This is a genomic window from Mesorhizobium sp. M00.F.Ca.ET.216.01.1.1 (assembly GCF_004010325.2).
Lineage (GTDB): Bacteria > Pseudomonadota > Alphaproteobacteria > Rhizobiales > Rhizobiaceae > Mesorhizobium.
Genome location: NZ_SADR02000010.1, coordinates 1 through 19,035, shown reverse-complemented (window position 1 = coordinate 19,035; position 19,035 = coordinate 1). Strand labels below are relative to the sequence as shown.

17 protein-coding genes and 1 pseudogene are annotated in these 19,035 nt (G+C 62.4%); 9 read left to right on the top strand and 9 right to left on the bottom strand.

All coding sequences use genetic code 11. The annotated features are described in order from the left end of the window. Positions 1–65 precede the first annotated feature (65 nt). Complete coding sequence (locus tag EN859_RS14690) at positions 66–929, top strand: DMT family transporter (RefSeq protein WP_127853618.1); 864 nt, start codon at positions 66–68, stop codon at positions 927–929. A 47-nt stretch (positions 930–976) separates the two neighbouring features. Here EN859_RS14690 and EN859_RS14685 read toward each other — a convergent pair whose 3' ends face one another. Genes EN859_RS14685 through EN859_RS14675 form a run of 3 tightly spaced genes read right to left on the bottom strand, consistent with a single transcriptional unit; the run spans position 977 to position 3,403 of the window. Beyond that, positions 977–2,017, bottom strand: a complete 1,041-nt coding sequence (locus tag EN859_RS14685; RefSeq protein ID WP_127853617.1) for a zinc-dependent alcohol dehydrogenase family protein — start codon at positions 2,015–2,017, stop codon at positions 977–979. 32 nt (positions 2,018–2,049) lie between these two features. Then, the gene (maiA, locus tag EN859_RS14680; RefSeq protein WP_127853616.1) at positions 2,050–2,700 is read right to left on the bottom strand and encodes a maleylacetoacetate isomerase; all 651 of its coding nucleotides are present in this window, start codon (positions 2,698–2,700) and stop codon (positions 2,050–2,052) included. A gap of 4 nt (positions 2,701–2,704) precedes the next feature. Beyond that, complete coding sequence (locus EN859_RS14675; RefSeq protein WP_127853615.1) at positions 2,705–3,403, bottom strand: fumarylacetoacetate hydrolase family protein; 699 nt, start codon at positions 3,401–3,403, stop codon at positions 2,705–2,707. Positions 3,404–3,603: 200 nt separating this feature from the next. On the opposite strand from EN859_RS14675, the gene EN859_RS14670 reads away from it, so the two are divergent. Together EN859_RS14670 and EN859_RS14665 are read left to right on the top strand one after the other, a co-directional pair. Continuing rightward, positions 3,604–4,287, top strand: a complete 684-nt coding sequence (locus EN859_RS14670) for a response regulator transcription factor (protein WP_127853614.1) — start codon at positions 3,604–3,606, stop codon at positions 4,285–4,287. A 42-nt stretch (positions 4,288–4,329) separates the two neighbouring features. Continuing rightward, positions 4,330–4,776 carry a VOC family protein gene (locus EN859_RS14665; protein ID WP_245525578.1) on the top strand — a complete coding sequence of 149 codons (447 nt, stop codon included), beginning with the start codon at positions 4,330–4,332 and terminating at the stop codon, positions 4,774–4,776. Position 4,777: 1 nt separating this feature from the next. Here EN859_RS14665 and EN859_RS14660 read toward each other — a convergent pair whose 3' ends face one another. Continuing rightward, positions 4,778–6,118 carry a hybrid sensor histidine kinase/response regulator gene (locus EN859_RS14660; RefSeq protein ID WP_127853613.1) on the bottom strand — a complete coding sequence of 447 codons (1,341 nt, stop codon included), beginning with the start codon at positions 6,116–6,118 and terminating at the stop codon, positions 4,778–4,780. Positions 6,119–6,127: 9 nt separating this feature from the next. Beyond that, complete coding sequence (locus EN859_RS14655; RefSeq protein ID WP_348632923.1) at positions 6,128–7,123, bottom strand: FIST N-terminal domain-containing protein; 996 nt, start codon at positions 7,121–7,123, stop codon at positions 6,128–6,130. A gap of 494 nt (positions 7,124–7,617) precedes the next feature. On the opposite strand from EN859_RS14655, the gene EN859_RS14650 reads away from it, so the two are divergent. From EN859_RS14650 to EN859_RS14640, 3 genes are all read left to right on the top strand, one after another. Further along, a complete protein-coding gene (locus tag EN859_RS14650) occupies positions 7,618–8,118 on the top strand; it encodes a (2Fe-2S)-binding protein (protein WP_127853611.1) in 501 nt (166 codons plus the stop codon). A 124-nt stretch (positions 8,119–8,242) separates the two neighbouring features. Next, a complete protein-coding gene (locus EN859_RS14645) occupies positions 8,243–10,591 on the top strand; it encodes a xanthine dehydrogenase family protein molybdopterin-binding subunit (protein ID WP_127853610.1) in 2,349 nt (782 codons plus the stop codon). A 79-nt stretch (positions 10,592–10,670) separates the two neighbouring features. Further along, complete coding sequence (locus EN859_RS14640) at positions 10,671–11,468, top strand: xanthine dehydrogenase family protein subunit M (protein WP_127853609.1); 798 nt, start codon at positions 10,671–10,673, stop codon at positions 11,466–11,468. Positions 11,469–11,574: 106 nt separating this feature from the next. Here the strand turns inward: EN859_RS14640 and EN859_RS14635 are convergent, their stop codons facing one another. Both EN859_RS14635 and EN859_RS14630 read right to left on the bottom strand, forming a co-directional pair. Continuing rightward, positions 11,575–12,066 carry a GNAT family N-acetyltransferase gene (locus tag EN859_RS14635; RefSeq protein WP_127853608.1) on the bottom strand — a complete coding sequence of 164 codons (492 nt, stop codon included), beginning with the start codon at positions 12,064–12,066 and terminating at the stop codon, positions 11,575–11,577. Beyond that, complete coding sequence (locus EN859_RS14630; protein WP_189501968.1) at positions 12,063–12,821, bottom strand: copper homeostasis protein CutC; 759 nt, start codon at positions 12,819–12,821, stop codon at positions 12,063–12,065. Before EN859_RS14630 ends, EN859_RS14635 begins: the two co-directional genes overlap by 4 nt. 257 nt (positions 12,822–13,078) lie before the next feature. Here EN859_RS14630 and EN859_RS14625 point away from each other — a divergent pair, with 257 nt between their 5' ends. From EN859_RS14625 to EN859_RS14615, 3 genes are all read left to right on the top strand, one after another. Next, positions 13,079–13,507 (top strand): SRPBCC domain-containing protein, encoded by a 429-nt coding sequence (locus tag EN859_RS14625; RefSeq protein WP_127853606.1) that lies wholly within the window; start codon positions 13,079–13,081, stop codon positions 13,505–13,507. A gap of 374 nt (positions 13,508–13,881) precedes the next feature. Further along, complete coding sequence (locus tag EN859_RS14620) at positions 13,882–16,299, top strand: phosphoketolase family protein (RefSeq protein WP_127853605.1); 2,418 nt, start codon at positions 13,882–13,884, stop codon at positions 16,297–16,299. Between the two features lie 51 nt (positions 16,300–16,350). Continuing rightward, positions 16,351–17,535, top strand: coding sequence for an acetate/propionate family kinase (locus EN859_RS14615; RefSeq protein WP_127853604.1), 1,185 nt, complete (start codon positions 16,351–16,353; stop codon positions 17,533–17,535). Here EN859_RS14615 and EN859_RS14610 read toward each other — a convergent pair. Together EN859_RS14610 and EN859_RS39245 are read right to left on the bottom strand one after the other, a co-directional pair. After that, positions 17,513–18,448, bottom strand: coding sequence for an endonuclease/exonuclease/phosphatase family protein (locus tag EN859_RS14610; RefSeq protein ID WP_245525577.1), 936 nt, complete (start codon positions 18,446–18,448; stop codon positions 17,513–17,515). The two genes, EN859_RS14615 and EN859_RS14610, sit on opposite strands and share 23 nt — an antisense overlap. A 396-nt stretch (positions 18,449–18,844) precedes the next feature. Then, positions 18,845–19,035, bottom strand: a pseudogene (locus tag EN859_RS39245) (phosphoribosyltransferase); the annotation flags it as partial.

Below are 19,035 nucleotides of genomic sequence, written 5' to 3'. Positions count from 1 at the left end.
ACCTCATTGTCTCTGGCGACACCATGCGCCTGGCCCGATAGAGGCGAACCAATCGGAGCATGTGGATGGACAAGACGGCGGGCGGCTGGATCAACGGATTCATAGGCGTCCTGATTTTCAGCGGCTCGCTTCCGGCAACGCGAGTGGCGGTGATGGATTTCGATCCGGCGTTCGTAACCGTCGCCCGCGCCGCCAGTGCAGGTATTCTCGGCCTCGCGCTTCTGCTTGTCTTTCGCCAGAAGCGTCCGGAGCGTCGAGATCTGTTCTCGCTGGCCATCGTGGCGCTCGGCGTCGTGGTTGGCTTTCCGCTGCTGACTGCGCTGGCGCTCAAGCACATCACCTCGGCGCACTCGATCATTTTCATCGGCCTGTTGCCGCTGGCGACCGCGATCTTCGGTGTCCTTCGCGGCGGTGATCGTCCAAGGCCGGCGTTCTGGCTGTTTTCGTGCCTTGGCAGCGCGCTGGTTGCCGGGTTCGCGTTGACGCAAGGCGTGTCGGCTTCGCCGCTCGGCGACACGCTGATGCTGGCGGCAATTGTCGTGTGCGGATTGGGTTACGCCGAAGGCGCCAAGCTGTCCCGCAAGCTCGGTGGCTGGCAAGTGATCTGCTGGGCGCTCGTGCTGTCGCTGCCGATCACGCTGGCGCTGACGCTCATCACCTTACCGCCGTCGCTTGAAGGTATCGGCAGGGCGGCGTGGCTCGGTCTGGCCTATGTCTCGCTGTTCAGCATGCTGATTGGTTTTGTGTTCTGGTATCGCGGCCTGGCGCAAGGCGGCATCGCCGCCGTTGGACAGTTGCAGCTTCTCCAACCTTTCTTCGGCCTCGCGCTGGCGGCGACGCTGCTGCACGAGCAGGTCAGTCCGGTCATGGTCGCCGTCACGGTTGCCGTCGTGCTCTGCGTCGTCGGCGCGAAGCGATTTGCGAGATAGGCGCTGGCCATGCGTTCTGGTAGGTCACGTGGCGGAGCGGTCGGTAGCTAGAACTTGGTCACCACCCCGATACCGATGCCTTCGAAGCCGCCCATCGCCATCAGCGCAGCCGGCGCCTCTTCGAGGCTGATCTTCTTGCCGACCAGGAGTTCGGGCTTCAGCTTGCCGGTGCGGATCATCTCCATCATCGCCTGGTAGCGGTAAGCCTGCATGCCGTGGCTGCCGAGGATTTCGAGTTCGAAGGCGATTACCTTGTCCATCGGTATCTGCGGCCTGGCGTGCTCGCCGAGCATCAAGCCGACCTGCACATGGCGGCCGCGCCGGCGCAGGTTCGCAATCGAGTTGAACGAGGTCGTCGGATGACCGAGCGCATCCATCGACATATGCGCGCCGCCATTGCTGATCTGCTTGACCGCCTTGACCACATTCGGCGTCTTCGCGGCGTTGATGGTCGCCACCGCGCCGATCTTGCTGGCGAACTCGAGCTTCTCGTCGGTCAGGTCGATGGCGATGACATTGGCGCCCATGGCGCTGGCGATCATGATCGCTGACAGGCCGACGCCGCCGCAGCCATGTACGGCCACCCATTCGCCAGGCGTCACCCGGCCCTGGTCGACGATGGCGCGGAACGAGGTGACAAAGCGGCAGCCGAGGCTGGCGGCGGTGGCGAATTCCATTTCATCGGGCAAGCGGACCAGGTTGGTGTCGGCATAGTCGATGGCGACATATTCGGCGAACGAGCCCCAGGCGTTGAAGCCGGGCTGGGACTGGTGCTCGCAGACCTGGTGGTTGCCCGAGGTGCATTCGAAGCAGCGGCCGCAGCCGACGGCGAACGGCACGGTGACGCGCTCGCCGGCCTTCCAGCGGGTCACCCGCTTGCCGGCGGCCACCACCACGCCGGCAAGTTCGTGGCCCGGCACGTGCGGCAGGCGGATACCGTCGTCGTGTCCCATCCAGCCATGCCAGTCGCTGCGGCACAGGCCGGTCGCTTCGACCTTGATGACGACGCCTTCCGGCGCCGGCTTCGGATCGGGGACGGTCTGGATCGCCGGTGCCTCGCCGAATTTTTCGAAGACGACGGCTTTCATTGGCACTTCCTCATGCTTTTGATCGTGCGCTGCTATTCGGCATCGATCTGGTTCTCGGGCGCTGCCTTTTCGAAGGCGGGCAGCGCCATGCAGGCGGCGTGGATGCGCTCAATCACCGGATAGGGCGTCATGTCGACACCGAAACGGGCATTGTTGGTGACCTGAGCGGCCAGGCAGATGTCGGCCAGCCCGGGCGTGTCGCCATGGCAGAATTTGCCTGTTTCGGGAGAGGAAGCCAGAATCTTTTCAAGCGGCTGGAAACCTTCGTTCACCCAATGTCGGAACCAGTTGACGACATCCTCGTCGCCGGCACCGAACAGAGTGCGAAGCGAGGTCAGCACACGCAGATTGTTCACCGGGTGGATGTCGCAGGCGATCATCTGCGCCAGCATCCTGACGCGTGCCCGGCCAAGCGCGTCCTTCGGCAGCAGCGGCGGTTCGGGTCTGGTCTCGTCGAGAAATTCGATGATCGCCAGCGATTGCGTCAACAGCGTGCCGTCGCTCCAGATCAGCGCCGGTACCAGTCCCTGTGGATTGACCGCCAGGTAGGCCGGCTCGAGATGCTCGCCATGGCGTAGATGATGCGGCACGTAGTCGTAGGTCAGGCCCTTCATCTCCAACGCGATCCGCACCCGGTACGAGGTCGAGGAGCGGTAGTAGTTGTGAAGGACGATGTCGCTCATGAGATCACGACATCGGTTGGCCGACGGTCACTTCGATCGTTCCGACGCCGTCGATGCCGCCGGTGATTGTCTCTCCCGGCCTGACCGCGCCGACGCCGGCTGGCGTGCCGGTAAAGATCAGGTCGCCGGGCTTCAGTTCCACCGCCTCGCTGCAGATCGACACGATGTCGGCGACCGGCCAGATCAGTTCGGCGAGATCGCCGTTCTGTCTCACCTCGCCATTGACGGCGAGCCAGATGCGGCCGCTTTGCGGATGCCCGGATGTGCGTGCAGGAACCAACGGGCTGCAAGGGGCGGAGCGGTCGAACGCCTTCGACCAATCCCATGGCCGCGCCGCCTTCTTCGCTTCATCCTGCAGATCGCGGCGGGTGAGATCGATGCCGACGCCGTAGCCCCAGACGTGATCCAGCGCCTGGGCGCGGGCAATGCGGAAGCCTGCCTTGCCGATCGCGGCGACCAGTTCGATCTCGTGGTGCAAATTCCCGGTCAATGGCGGGTAGGGGATGGTGGTGCCGGAATCGACCACCGTGTCAGCCGGCTTGGTGAAGAAGAAGGGCGGATCACGCTCGTCATTGCCGAGCTCGCGGGCATGGGCAGCGTAGTTGCGGCCGACGCAAAAGATGCGCCGCACCGCAAAACGTTCCGCCGAGCCTGCGACAGCTACCGACGAGGTTGCGGGCGAGGGGAGGACGAAGGCGGTCATGCACTGTCTCGGCTTGGTTTTGCTGGACGGCACTTTCGGCCGATTTGGACGGTCGGGCAAGGCGTTGTGGTTCAGAAAGCGGTGGCCCCGAGGGATCGGCCAAAGATAGGGATCGGCCAAAGATGACGATGTACTATTTGGCAATAATCTGGCCATGGTCACTAGACTATTCTATCCCTTCCTGAATTGAAACGAACGCCATGACCGCAGTCAACGATAGCGCCCGGTTTCTGATCATCGACGACCATCCGCTGTTTCGCGAGGCGCTGCACAGCGCCGTGCAGATGGCCTATCCGGAAGTCGATACGGTCGAGGCGCGCTCGATCACCGAGGCGCTTGATCTTCTGGCGGATGCAAAGCCGTTCGATCTCGCGCTGCTCGATCTCAGCATGCCGGACGTGCATGGCTTCGACGGGCTGTTGCAGCTCAGAACCCGGTATCCGCGCCTGCCGGTGGTCATCGTTTCGGGGTATGAAGAGCCGAAGATCATTTCCGAGGCGCTGTCCTATGGCGCGGCTGGCTTCATACCGAAATCGGCGCGCAAGAGTGATCTGGCCGCCGCCATCCGCTCGGTGATGGACGGCGCGATCTATGTGCCAGAAACCTATGAGGGGCAGCCGAAGGACGCCGACAGCACCGACCGCGCCGACCTGGTGCAGCGCCTGGCCAAGCTGACGCCGCAGCAATTGCGGGTGCTGCAGATGCTGCGCCAGGGCCTGCTCAACAAGCAGATCGCTTATGAACTTCAGGTCGGAGAGACCACGGTCAAGGCGCACGTCTCCGAAATCCTGCGCAAGCTCAATGTCTACAGCCGGACACAAGCCGTCATCGAGGTTTCAAAGCTCGACAATGCCGAGCTGTTTCGGGATCAGACTGGGTTTTAGCGCACCGGCTGCGGAGAGGCGTTCTCGCAACGGGACGTGCCCATGAAGGTCACAGCGCTGGACCATATCGTGCTTGCCGTCGCGGACGTCGAGCGCACCTGCCGCTTTTACGAACGGGTACTTGGCATGGAACCGCGACAGGAGCGGCCCGGCAAATGGTCGCTTCATTTCGGCACCAACAAGATCAGCCTTCAGGATGCGCGTGCCTCGCCCGACATCGCACGCGACACGGTGCCCGGCAGCGGCAATTTCTGCCTGCTCACCGTTACACCGATCGATGAGGTAGTGAGGCAGCTCTCGGCGGAAAGTATTGAGATTGTCGCCGGGCCGGGCGAGCGTTCCGGAGCCGTCGGCGCCATCCTTTCGGTCTATTTCAAGGACCCTGACGAGAATCTGGTCGAGGTCAGCAACCGGCTTTGGCGTTCTAGAGTGGCGGCCTTAAAGTTGAATCGTTCCGCCACTCTATCTTCCTGCTTGAGCATGCTCTAGTCTAAGCCAACAGATGCGCCAGCAGCGCGCGCAGTTGCGCCGGCTTCAGCGGCTTGCGCATCAGTTCGATGCCGGCCGTGCGGGCTGCTTTCGCAACGGTCTCGGAACCGTCGGCGGTGACGATCAGCGCCGGTACGGCGCGGCCGAGATAATCGCGGACCTCGGCGATGGTGGTGGTGCCGAGGTCGCCGCCATCGAGATGCTGATCGGCAATGACAATGTCCGGCACCCAGTCTGTGTCACCAAGCATGTCGAGCGCCTCGTTGGTCGAGGTTGCGGCGCGCACCAGGCATTGCCAGCGCTCGAGCAGGGATGTCATTGCCTGCAGCACGTCGATATCATTCTCGACCAGCAGCACCTTTGTGCCGAACAGACCGTAGCCGCGCGGCCGCTCCATGTCGGCGGCACTGGCGATGAAGTCGGCCGGAGCACCAATCCCGACCGGAACGTCGATGTGGAAAATCGTGCCGCGCCCGACCCTTGATGAAAACGTCACGGGATGGCCGAGCGCGGCCGCCATGCGACGCACAATCGCCAGGCCCAATCCCAGCCCGCCGGCAAGCCCGGCATCGGCCAAGGCCATGCTGCCGCGGTGGAACTCCTCGAACACCGCCTCGCGCTGGTCGTCCGGGATGCCGCAGCCGGTATCGGCGACATCGATACGGATCGTATCGCCGCGATGTCTCGTGCCAATGAGTACGCCGCCGGAGCGGGTATAGCGCAGCGCGTTGGAAAGGATGTTCTGCAGGATGCGGCGCAGCAGCGTGCGGTCCGAACGCACGACGGCGTTGACCGGCCGGAACTTCAGCAGCAAGCCTTTCATTTCGGCTACAGGTTGGAAATCCGAACGCAGCGACGAAAACAGCATTTCCAGGCTGACGTCGCCAATGTCGGGCTCCACAACGCCGGCGTCGAGCTTGGAAATGTCGAGCAGCGTGCGGAGCAGGTCCTCCATCGTCTCCAGCGACCGCTCGACCTGCCGGACCAGTTTCTTGCCTTCTTCGCTGGTCTGCACCTCGGCCAGCGCCGAAACGGAGAGATGCGCGGCATTCAGCGGCTGCAGCACGTCGTGGCTGGCCGCTGCCAGGAACCTGGTCTTGGACAGGTTCGCCAACTCGGCGTTTTCCTTGGCCGCGCTCAGGTCGATGTTCGACTGCTCGAGCCGGCGCAAGGTCGCATGCAGTTCCTCGGTGCGCGTGCGCACACGGTTTTCCAGCGAAATCGCAGTCTGGAACAGCGAGAACGCGTTGCCCTGCTGGTCCATCGAGCGCTCGACGCGGCTGACAAGGGCCGCGTTGATCTTCTTTAGCTTCTCCAGGTCGTTAATGTCCCTGAGCGGCATGAGAACGCCCTATTCCGCTGCCTGTCGCTCGCCGAAGGCGATGCCGGTGAAAGTCTGGTTCAGGTGCATCGACCGGTACTGTTCGCCATAGGTACCGAAGCCAATGACGTTGTTGACCTTGTAGAGTTCCGAAATTTCTCGAAAGACCTGCCGGTTGCGCGCGTCGAGCCTGCGCAGCACGCAGTCGAAACCGAGGATCATGTCGATGCCGCCCAGCCTTTCCTCGACGTCCCTGAGGGCGGCACGTGTCGATTCGACCATGTTCTTCGGCTGGGCGATGGAGAGAACGACGCCATCGTCGATGGCGCAGAAGAACGACAGCGAGCCGTCTGCATGCATCTTCTGGATGGAACGGCAGTAAAATTCGCCGCCCACCTTCACCACCACAGGGTGCGAGGCGAAACTCAGTGGCGTCAGCATCTGCGGGATGACACCAACCGAGGCGGCATATTCGTCTGCGGCATTGACAGCGTTGAATTCGCGCACGATGCGGTGATCGGGGTCGGACGCGGTCACCACTAGCTTCTCTTCGGTGGGGACGAAATTGTCGGTCTTGAACACGTGGAAAGGAATTTCCGTGGTGATCAGCACGATGATGGCGCTGTCGGAGGCAACCTTGCCGTTCGAGATCAGCCGCGTCGTCTCGAATTTCAGGTCATCGCCCGCCGAACCACCGATCAATGGAATGTCGTCGAGCCCCCAATGGATGGCCGAGGTCACCGCTTCCTCGGCATAGGACAGCCCATCGATAAAGCAGAGCGCGAATGTGGTGTTGGCCCGTTCGTGCCCGACGCGGCCACGCAGCGAGCGCCGCAGCGCCTCGACCTCGCCGGTGATTCTGTCCATGCCCGACGAAGAGAGATTGTCGACCATGGTGCTGGCGACTGAAAACGATGCTGACGGAAACAGCAAGGCGAGGACCTGGCCTTCCTCCAGACCTCGCGGAGTGATTTCGCCAGCGGTCGAGCAGCCGGCATAGGCAAGCGCCGGCGCGTTGATCTTCAGCGCGTCCGACAGGGCTGCCGCATCGACGAGGCTTTGGGAGAAGAAGAGCAGGGCGAAGCCGGCATCGATGGCTGCGGCTTCGGCCGCGATCGCCTGGGCGAAGGCGTTGGCGTCGGGCTCATCCGTGGTGAGCGCCGACAGGCCGCATGCGTAGCGCGTCCGTGAACTGGCCAGCGGCTTCCTCCTGCATTTCCTCCGACGCTCTTTTGTGCGCGTCAGGCGCGCCGGCGTCGAGGGAGCATTGTTGTCTTCATACGGCGCTTTGGCAATGGGCAGACCGGCGCCGGCGTGGAGACTTGAGGTTCCTATTGCTTTTGTGGCGTTGGCATTAGGGAACTTTACGTGACCGAAAGTACAATATGCGGATTTCGAGCGAACTGCATTCTTGAAACTTCGGGATTCAGAGACACTTTTCCATATAACATGATGGAAAGCCGGAGCGCCCAGGTAGCGCCGGCAGTCAGACGACCAAGGTAGTACCCAGGGGAGGTTTCATGTCGGACATAGCGTTGACGGTGAATGGAAAGCGGATCAGCGGCGCCGCCGAGGACCGGACGCTCCTGGTTCATTTCTTGCGGGAGAATCTCGGCCTCACTGGGACGCATGTCGGCTGCGACACCTCGCAGTGCGGCGCTTGCATCGTGCATGTCGACGGCAAGGCGGTGAAGTCGTGTACGATGCTAGCGGTGCAGGCCTCCGGGTCGAGCATCGTGACGATCGAAGGCCTGGCAAACGGCGCTGACCTGCACCCGGTGCAGGCGGCGTTCAAGGAACATCACGGACTGCAATGCGGTTTCTGCACGCCAGGCATGATCATGACGGCGATCGACATGATTGCCCGCCATCCCGAAGGCCTCGACGAGGCCACGGTGCGCGCCGAGTTGGAGGGCAATATCTGCCGCTGCACCGGCTACCACAACATCGTGAAAGCAATCCTCGCTGCATCAAAGACGATGTCCAAGGGATCGAAGGGCAAGGTGAAGAAGGCTGCTTAGGCAGCGAATAGGGAGTGGTGAGTAGCGAATAGGGTTAGAAACCTGGCTCGCGTTCGCAGAGGCACCAACTCTCTTTGTTGCTATTCGCTATTCGCTTCATGAAAATTCGGGAGGAATTTCTGCGATGGGCATTGAAGGGATTGGCGCTCGCGTAGCGCGCAAGGAAGACAGGAGGTTCATCACCGGCGCTGGCCGTTATGTCGATGACATGGTGGTTCCCGGGATGAAGCATGCGGCCTTCGTGCGCAGCCCGCACGCGCATGCGCAGATCAAGAAGATCGACGTCAGACAAGCGCAGGCGATGCCGGGCGTCATTGGCGTCCTGACCGGCAAGGAGCTCAAGGCGGACGGCATCGGCAATCTCATCTGCGGCTGGATGATCCATTCCAAGGACGGGACGCCGATGAAGATGGGCGCGTGGTCGCCGCTGGCCTTCGACAAGGTCCGCTATGTCGGCGACGCGGTGGCCATCGTGGTCGCGGAAACCAAGGGCCAGGCGCGCGACGCGGCCGAGGCGGTCGAGGTCACCTACAAGGAACTGAAGGCCGTCGTTGACGCGTCGAAGGCGCTTGAAAAGGGCGCGCCGCAGATCCACCCGGAAGCCGAAAACAATCTGATCTTCGATTGGGAGCTCGGCGACAGCCAGGCGACCGACGCCGCGATCAAGGCTTCCGCCCACGTCACCCGCATGAAGATCGTCAACAACCGGCTGGTGCCCAACGCCATTGAGCCGCGTGCGGCGCTTGGCTACTACGACAGGGCCGAGGATCACTACACCTGCTGGACCACCTCGCAGAACCCGCATCTGGCGCGGCTGGTGATGAGCGCCTTCTACAATGTCGCCCCGGAAAACAAGCTGCGCGTCATAGCGCCGGATGTCGGCGGCGGCTTTGGTTCGAAAATCTACATCTATCCGGAAGAAATCGTCTGCCTGTGGGCCTCGAAGAAAACCGGCGTGCCGGTCAAATGGGTGGCCGATCGCACGGAGAGTTTTCTCTCCGACGCCCATGGCCGTGACCATGTCTCCACGGTGGAGATGGCCTTCGACAAAAACAACAGGATCACCGGCCTGAAGGTCGACACCATCGCCAATCTCGGCGCCTACATGTCGCTGTTCTCGTCCTGCGTGCCGACCTATCTCTATGCGACGCTGTTGTCGGGCCAGTACAACATTCCGGCTATCCACGCCAATGTGCGTGCCGTCTATACCAACACCGCGCCGGTCGATGCTTATCGCGGGGCAGGGCGGCCGGAAGCCACCTATCTGGTAGAACGCACCATGGAGACCGCAGCCCGTGAGTTGGGCGTGTCGCCGGCGGAGCTTCGCCGAACGAACTTTATCTCCTCGTTCCCGCATCAGACACCGGTCATCATGAATTACGACGCCGGCAACTATGCCGCTTCGCTCGATGCGGCGATGAAGGTTTCGGACTATGCCGGCTTTTCCGTGCGCAAGGCGGCGGCCGCCAAGAAAGGCAAGCTGCGCGGCATCGGCATGAGCTGCTACATCGAGGCCTGCGGCCTGGCGCCGTCGGCCGCGGTTGGCTCGCTCGGCGCCGGTGTGGGCCTGTGGGAATCGGCCGAGGTGCGTGTCAACGCCGTTGGCACGATCGAGGTGCTGACCGGTTCGCACAGCCATGGCCAAGGCCATGAGACGACCTTCGCGCAGCTGGTCAACCAGCGCTTCGGCGTGCCGATCGACAGCGTCTCGATAGTCCATGGCGACACCGACAAAGTGCAGATGGGCATGGGCACCTATGGTTCGCGCTCGGGCGCCGTCGGCATGTCGGCCGTCGCCAAGGCGCTCGACAAGGTCGAGGCCAAGGCCAAGAAGATCGCCGCCCACCTTCTCGAAGCCGACGAGGGCGACATCGTCATCGAAAACGGCGCGCTGAAGGTCACCGGCACCGACAAGAGCGTGCCGTGGTTCCAAATGGCGCTTGCCGCCTACACCGCTCACAACCTACCGGGCGGTATGGAGCCAGGCCTGAAGGAGACGTCATTCTACGATCCGTCGAACTTCACCTTCCCGGCAGGCTGCTACATCTGCGAGGTCGAGATCGATCCGGAAACCGGCATGACCGAGATCGTCCAGTTCGTGGCCGCTGACGATTTCGGCAATATCATCAATCCGATGATCGTCGAAGGCCAGGTGCATGGCGGTATCGCCCAAGGCGTCGGCCAGGCGTTGCTGGAAGGCGCCTATTACGATGCCAGCGGCCAGCTTCTGACGGCAAGCTACATGGACTACACCATGCCGCGCGCCGACGATCTGCCGTCGTTCAAGGTCTCGACCTCGAACACGCCTTGCCCAGGCAATCCGCTCGGTATCAAGGGCTGCGGCGAGGCCGGCGCCATCGGTTCGCCGCCGGCGGTGATCAACGCCATCACCGACGCGATCGGCATCAACGATATTGCCATGCCGGCATCACCGTCCACGGTCTGGGCAGCGATCCGGGCGACGAAACACTGAAAAAGGAGTGAATAGTGAATAGGAAGACGACAACTACTCACCATTCACCACTTCACCATTCGCTTTAGGGGAGTGACCCATGTACTCAGTCAACTACCATCGCGCCGCCTCGGTCGCCGATGCCGCCAAGCTGCTCAAGAGCGGCGATGCGAAGCTCTTGTCTGGCGGCATGACGCTGATCCCCGCCATGAAGACGCGGCTTGCGGCGCCTTCCGATCTCGTCGACGTGTCGCACATCAAGGAATTGCAGGGCATCAAGGTGTCAGGCAAGACCGTCACCATCGGCGCCGCCACCGCGCATTACGACGTCGCCAATGACGAGAAGCTCAGGAAAGCTTGTCCGGCGCTCGCTCGCATGGCCTCGCACATTGGCGATCCGGCTGTCCGCTACAAGGGAACGATCGGCGGCTCGATCGCCAACAATGACCCGGCGGCCGACTATCCGGCGGCCTTGCTGGCGCTGGGGGCGACCATCGTCACCAACAAGCGTGAGATCACCGCCGACAAGTTCTTCAAAGGCCTGTTCGAAACGGCGTTGAAGGACGGCGAGATCATCACTGCGGTAACCTTCACCGCACCGGCCAAGGCGGCTTATGAAAAGTTCCGCAATCCGGCATCGCGCTATGCCATCGTCGGCGTGTTCGTGGCCAAGGGCAAGGACGGCGTCCGTGTTGCTGTCACCGGCGCCGGCGACGACGGCGTCTTCCGCTCGAAGGAGATAGAGGCAGCGATTGCCAAGAATTTCGCGCCTGACGCGCTCGACGGCGTGAAAGTGCCGGCGAAGAATTTGATGAGCGACATCCACGCCTCGGCCGACTACCGAGCCAATCTGATCACGGTGATGGCTAGGCGCGCAGTGGCTGCAGCTAACGCTTAACCGGCCGCGGTACTATGAATGTAAAAGGGCCTTCGCGGCCCTTTTTCGTTGAGTTTGCGATCGTTACCTTGCCCGACCTGTCGAGCGGCAAGACTTGCCTTCCGGCTCAGCCCGCGAGCTGCCTGATATAGTAGCGCACCGCTTTCTTGCCGTGGATCACAGCGTCGCCGACCTCTGCGAAGCCGAGCGCGGCATGGAAGGCATCCGAGGCCGGATTGGGCGGGTCGGTGTTCACCTCACAGGTGATGATGGTCTGTCCGGCGCGCGACGTATGGTCGAACAGATCCTGATAGAGCCGGCGGGCATGGCCGCGGCCTCGCGCCTCCCCCGCTACGACGACCCGGTCGACATAGACGAAACGCTGGTAGCGCTCGCGGAACCAGAGGAAGTTCGGGCTGTCGTAGTGGGCATCCTGGTCGAAGGTCATGATGAACGCTTCGAGCGCGCCGATGCAACGCGCATAAAACGCCTCGCCAAGCAGGAAGGACAGCCGCTCGGGTTCAAGCCATGACAATTCGGCCGCATGGGTGTTGTTGAGCGCGAGGATTGCAGGTTCGTCCTGCGGCGAAACCCGGCTGATCGGCAAGAGTGTGTTCATGCCCTGACCGCCGCGATTGTCGCCGCCACCTGTGCCTCGTCGGTGACGGTGGTCCGGTACTCGCGGTCGAGGCCCGTGCCGCCCATGCCGACATGAGGATTGCGATAGCGCATGCCGCTCGGCACATCCTTGAGGGCGGCGAAATGCATTTCCGTAAGCCCGGTCTTTGCCAACACCTCGGCGATATTCTCGGGGGCAAGCCCGCCGCAGCCGAGGACGATGATGCGGTCCCCAGCCTGGCGGACCAGATTCGCCAGCAGGTCCGCGCCTTCCAGTGCCGTGTCGCGCTGGCCGCTGGTCAGCACGCGACCGACCTTGCAGCGGATCAGCGCCTCAAGCGCCTCGGCCGGGTCGCGCGTCATATCGAAAGCGCGGTGGCAGGTGACGTTCAAGCCGCCCGCCACCTGCACCAATTCGCTCATGCGCTTTTCGTCGATGGTGCCGTCCGCGTTCAGGCAGCCGACGACGACACCGGCCACGCCGAGATCACGGAGCGCGCTCACATCGGCGACCATCGAGTGATACTCGGTCTCGCTGTAGAGAAAATCGCCGCCGCGCGGCCGCGCGATGACGTGGAACGGAACGGTGGCGAGTTCGAGCGCAGCGCGCACCGTGCCGACGCTCGGCGTTATGCCGCCCTCGACCAGGCTGGCGCACAATTCGATCCGGTCGGCGCCGGCGGTTTGCGCAGCCAAAAGCCCGTCGATGCCCTCGACGCAGAGTTCGATCAGGGGCGGGCGAAAGTCTTGGGGCAAAGCGACAATCCATTCATCATTCCGTGGACAGCCCTAGCATCGGGTCGATTGCAGCGAAAGCGGAACAGCGCACCGCCGCTTGGACAAGGCGGCAAATCCCTGCTTGACAATCCCATAACTCAACGGTTATATATGGTTCATAGCCAGCGGGTTATTTGTCTTGCATGGACAGCGCGCCAATCTCGCGGTCCCAGAGCTTTTGGTGGACAAGCTGGATCAGGACCCTGGCGATAGACCAATTCCCTGAGGAATCAACCATGACTGAAACCAAATCAATCGTCGTCGAACGTCTAATTCCGCATGCGACCGACAAGGTATGGCGCGCGCTGACCACGCCCCGTCTGGTCACCGAATGGCTGATGGAGAACGACTTCGCGCCTGTTGAAGGCCATCGCTTCAGCCTCCACGCGACACCGGTGCCGGGCTGGTCTGGTGTGACGAACTGCGTGGTGCTGAAAGTCGAAGCGCCGCGCCTGCTCGCCTACAGCTGGGGCGACGGTACGGAATCCGACACCGGGCTGAAGACCGTAGTGACCTGGTCGCTAACGCCCGAAGGTGCGGCCACGCGGGTGCGGATGGAGCAGTCCGGGTTCCGTCCCGTGGACGAACGTGGCTACACCGGCATGGGAAGCGGCTGGCCGCGCATCCTCGAACGGCTTGAGCGGGTGGTCGCAGGACAGGGGTAATATCCCAGCTCTTTCCTGCCACGGCGTCACCAGGCGACCAGCGAACTGACCGAACCGACAAACCGAAGCGCGGATGCTCTGCATTCGGGTTTGCGAAAACACGTCTGAAGGAAACCAATCATCCGCAACAAGGTCTTCTTGGTGTGAAGCGCGCCGTGCTTGACGATTTTCGATGCTACGCAGGCGGATGACGCCCCTATCCATCCAATGACAACCCGTTTGCGGTGGATCAAGGCTCACCCTGTCCATTGTCGCTACGAATGCTGAACCGAACGCCGTGCAAGTGCGTTGATGTCCATTCGCCGCGGTTCGATGGACACAGGCGCATGTCGCGATCCGGCGGTATTCAAAAAATACGGCAACGGGAGCCAGCGATGACCGAGCACAAGATAATCTCTGGCAGCCGGCTGTCCGAAGATGAACTGCGCGACATCGACGCCTACTGGCGCGCCGCCAACTATCTGACGATCGGCCAGATCTACCTGCTCGACAATCCGCTGCTTCGCGAGCCTTTGCGGCTCGATCACGTCAAGCCTCGCCTGCTTGGCCACTGGGGAACATCGCCGGGCCTGAGCTTCATCTACGCGCATCTCAACCGCGCGATCCGGCTGCGGGACATTGATATGATCTATGTCTGCGGCCCCGGCCACGGTGGCCCGGCGATGGTCGCCAACGCCTATCTCGAAGGTACCTACAGCGAGCTCAATCCGGACATATCGCTGGACGGGCAGGGAATGCGCAAGCTGTTTCGGCAGTTCTCGTTTCCGGGTGGGATTCCGAGCCACGCCGCGCCTGACGTCCCGGGCTCGATCAACGAGGGCGGCGAGCTGGGCTACGCGCTTTCCCATGCCTATGGCGCCGCCTTCGACAATCCGGACCTTGTCATCGCCTGCGTCGTCGGCGACGGAGAGGCGGAAACGGGACCGCTCGCCACCGCATGGCATTCCAACAAGTTCCTCAACCCGGAGCGCGACGGGGCGGTGCTGCCGATCCTGCATCTGAACGGCTACAAGATCGCCAATCCGACGATCCTGGCCCGCATCCCCGAAGACGAATTGCGCGCGCTGTTCATTGGCTATGGCTACGAGCCACTGTTCGTCGAGGGCCACGATCCAGCCCTGATGCATGAACGGATGGCGACCGTGCTTGACGACGCGCTAGACCGCATCCGAGCGATCCAGAACGCCGCGCGCGATAGTCCTGCGGCGCCGGCGGAGCGACCGAAGTGGCCGATGATCGTCCTGCGAAGCCCCAAGGGCTGGACCGGGCCGAAAGAGGTCGACGGGCTGAAGACCGAAGGCTTCTGGCGCGCGCATCAGGTCCCCTTGTCGGGTCTCGCGAAAAACCCCGAGCATCTCAAGCAGCTCGAGGCATGGCTGAAAAGCTATCGGCCCGAGGAACTGTTCGACGCCGACGGCACCCCGGTCGCGTCGATCCGCGCGACCACGCCGCAAGCCGTGCGGCGCATGAGCGCCAATCCGCATGCCAACGGCGGCATGCTGCGCAGATCCCTCGATCTGCCCGGATTGCAGGATCATGCCGTGGCGGTCGAGCGGCCCGGCGCGGTCAAGGCCGAGTCAACCCGGGTCATGGGCAAATTCCTGCGCGACGTGATGAAGCTGAACCAGGCGACGAAGAACTTCCGCATCGTCGGCCCCGACGAGACTGCCTCGAACAGGCTTCAGGACGTATTCGAGGCCACCGAGCGCGCCTGGATGGAAAAGATTCTGCCCGAGGATGTCCATCTCGGCCGTGAAGGCAGGGTTCTGGAGATCCTCTCCGAGCACACCTGCCAGGGCTGGCTCGAAGGTTACCTGCTGACCGGGCGGCACGGCCTGTTCGCCTGCTACGAGGCGTTCATCCATATCGTCGACTCGATGTTCAACCAGCATGCGAAATGGTTGGATGCGTGCCGCGAAATCCCTTGGCGGCGGGAGGTGGCGTCGCTGAACTATTTGTTGTCGAGCCATGTCTGGCATCAGGAACACAATGGCTTCAGCCATCAGGATCCGGGCTTCATCGACGTCGCCCTCAACAAGAAAGCCGACATAGTGCGCGTCTACCTGCCGCCGGATGCCAACACCTTGCTGTGCGTGACCGACCATGTGCTGAAGACATGGAACCGCATCAACGTCATCGTGGCCGGCAAGCCGCCATCATGGCAGTGGCTGTCGATGGACAAGGCGATCGTTCACTGCAAGGCGGGTGTCGGCATCTGGGACTGGGCGTCGACGGACGGCGGGGTGGAGCCGGACGTCGTGATGGCTTGCGCCGGCGATGTTCCGACGCTTGAAACGCTCGCCGCCGTGCAGATCCTCAGGCATCATCTTCCGGAACTCAGGATCAGAGTGGTCAACGTCGTCGACCTGATGACCCTGCAGCCCAAGGAGCATCACCCGCACGGCCTGTCGGATCGCGATTTCGATGCGCTGTTCACCACCGGAAAGCCGGTCATCTTCGCTTATCATGGCTACCCTTGGACCATCCATCGCCTGACCTACCGGCGCACCAACCACGACAACATCCACGTACGCGGCTACAACGAGGAGGGCACGACGACGACGCCGTTCGACATGACGGTGCTGAACGGCCTCGACCGGTTCCATCTGGTGCAAGGCGTTCTCGACCGGATTCCGGAACTCAGGGGGGCGCAGGTTGGCCTGAAGCAGGCGATGGACGGCAAACTGCTCGAACATCAGGCCTATATCCGCACGCATGGGCAGGACATGCCGGAGATCCTTGGCTGGAAATGGGGGCAGGACGTCGATGCAGCGCCGGCGCGCCCGGACTGAGTCGATCTCAGTCTTTTAGCGGATTGCGGTGACATCACATCGGATGGTCTAATGACAGACGCTATTTTCGTCCTGAATGGCGGTTCATCGAGCCTGAAGTTCGCCGTCTTCGAGGAGCGCGACGAGCTTCCGCCGCTGCTGCGCGGCAGCGTTTCTTCGCTCAGGGAGCATTCGCGGCTGCGGGCCAAGATTGCGGGCGGCAGCCCGGAGATCGACAGGAGCCTGGGCGACAGACCGATCGATATCGGCGAGGCGTTCGCGGCCATTGCCTCCCTGCTTACCGACCAGGGCCTGCTGCGCCGGATCGGCAGGGTAGGGCACCGGATCGTGCACGGTGGCCGCGACTTCGTCGAGGCAACGCTGCTCGATGGGCGCACGCTCGAAGCACTCCGCCTGCTCGAACCGCTGGCTCCGGTCCATCAGAAGATCAATCTCGAGATTGTCGGACTGGCTGCCAGCCTCTTGCCGCAGGCGATGCAGATCGGCTGCTTCGATACCGCGTTTCATTCGGCACGGCCCGGACTCGCCAAGCTCTATGGGCTTCCGCGCGCGATGAGCGAGGCCGGCATCGTTTCCTATGGTTTTCATGGGCTGTCCTACAACCACCTCGCTTCGAAGCTGCGCGACCGCTACGGCGCGGGCGCCGGCGGCCGGGCAATCGTCGCCCATCTCGGCAGCGGTGCCAGCCTGTGCGCCATGAACGCCGGGACAAGCGTCGCCACGACGATGGGATTTTCGACGCTTGATGGCCTCGTCATGAGCACCCGTTGCGGCGCGCTCGATCCGGGCATCGTCCTCCACCTCCTGCAGGACAGGAAGCTGTCGAGCGACGAACTGGCCTCGCTTCTCTATGAGCAATCCGGCCTGCTCGGCGTGTCGGGAATATCAGGGGACATGCGGACTTTGATGGGCTCGCAGGATCCTTTCGCCGCCGAGGCTGTCGATCTCTTCGTCTACAGGATTGGGCGCGAGATCGGGTCGCTGGCCGCGGCGCTTGGAGGCCTGGATACGCTGGTGTTTACAGCCGGCATTGGCGAAAACGCGCCGTTGGTCAGGGAAAAGATCGGCGCCGCGGCCGGTTGGCTTGGCGTCGGCATCGACCGTGAGCGGAACCGACGCGGTGAGGAAACCATCAGCCTCGATGGTTCCGGCGTGGACGTTCTCGTGATCCCCGCTGACGAGGAGAGAGCCGTAGGCAGTCAGTTGCTCCGCCTCATACCTGATCGCCCGGCCTGATGTCGGTTTTGTCAGACAGGGAGAAATCCGGTTGCACATGCAGGTGCCTGATGCCGTTCAGGTTCAATCGCGCCTTGATCGGCAGATGGTCGGACGCGATTCGGGACAATGGCGTCTGATGCACCTCGATCCTGGAAATCAAAGTAGGTGGTTTGGCGAGAATTCGATCGAGCGCAAGCAACGGAAACCGTGACGGAAAGCTCGGCAACACAACATGGATCGGACCGAAATGCGGCAACAGCGCCAGCAGCGAGGATCTGTTGCGCACGCGCCATTCGTTGAGATCGCCTAGCAGGATGGTCGGCCGCAGGACCGGATGCGTAGCCTCGAGCAGCGCGCCCGCCTGTTTGGTGCGCGAACGGCGAAGCAAGCCAAAATGTGCTGCAATTATCCGCAACACCACACCACCGATTTCCAGATCGGCGATCAAAGCGCCACGTGGCTCCAGACCTGGCAGCCTCACCTGGCTGACGGCCTGAACGATCCCCTTGCGCGCAAGTATCATATTGCCGTGCCACCCATGGCTTCGAAGGTTGTCCGGCGTGTGCGCAGCGACGAGGTCCGTTTCCTGTCGAAGCGCTTCAAGGTCGAGCAGACCTTGCCTCTTGCCGGTGCGCTCATCGACCTCCTGCAAGGCAATGATGTCGGCGTCGATCTCCCGGACAACTTTCGCGACACGTAGCGGATCGAAGAGGCCATCAGTGCCAACACATTTATGGACATTGTAGGACGCGATCGTGATGCTGCCGGGATCGCCATTCAACTCGATCAGCCTTGGTGCCTTTTGTCTAAGAGCAGCGGCGACTGAAGTCGAAAGCGTTGGCGGCTGATTGAGCATTTCAATCCGATTGCTGCTTGTGAGATCTTGGCGGGGCGATCCAGCTAAAGCTCTTTTACCAACGATGCCAGGCATCAACAATTCCGGAACGGCTGCATTGTGGAGAACCTCGGCATTCAGCGCCTGCGTCAGGACGCAGTATCGAGGAAATCGTCCGGCGCAGAAGCACGATTTCCCGCGAAACGCGCCAACTCGGCGGCGATGTCGGCAGGTCTTCGATCGGCGTCGACCTTGCGCCAGGTGGAAACGGCATTTCGCTGCAATTGCCGCGAGAGGATGTCGACGTGGCGTCGGAAGGACCGCCCTTGCGCTCGCTGACCCGCTGCCAAAGAACGAGCGGATCCGCTGTCAGCCAAAATCCGGCAAAAACGACACCCCTGTCACGTGCAGCCTTCTCGATCCGCTCGCGATCGGCGGGCCTGTCGAACACGGCATCGGCGACCACCGAACCGCCTTGCTGATCCTCGACGATCATCGCAAGCCTCGCTGTTTGTGCGTGACCTTCTGATTTCCGTGCCGGCCAGCCTTTCGCGAATGGGCAGCCTCGTCCATCGCAGCGATGACCTCGCCGTCGGAAAGTTGGGGGAAACTTTGATAGTGGTAACCCAGCGCGCGGAACCGTCCCGGCTGGCTAAGGCAAACCACACGGTCGGCTTCCCGAG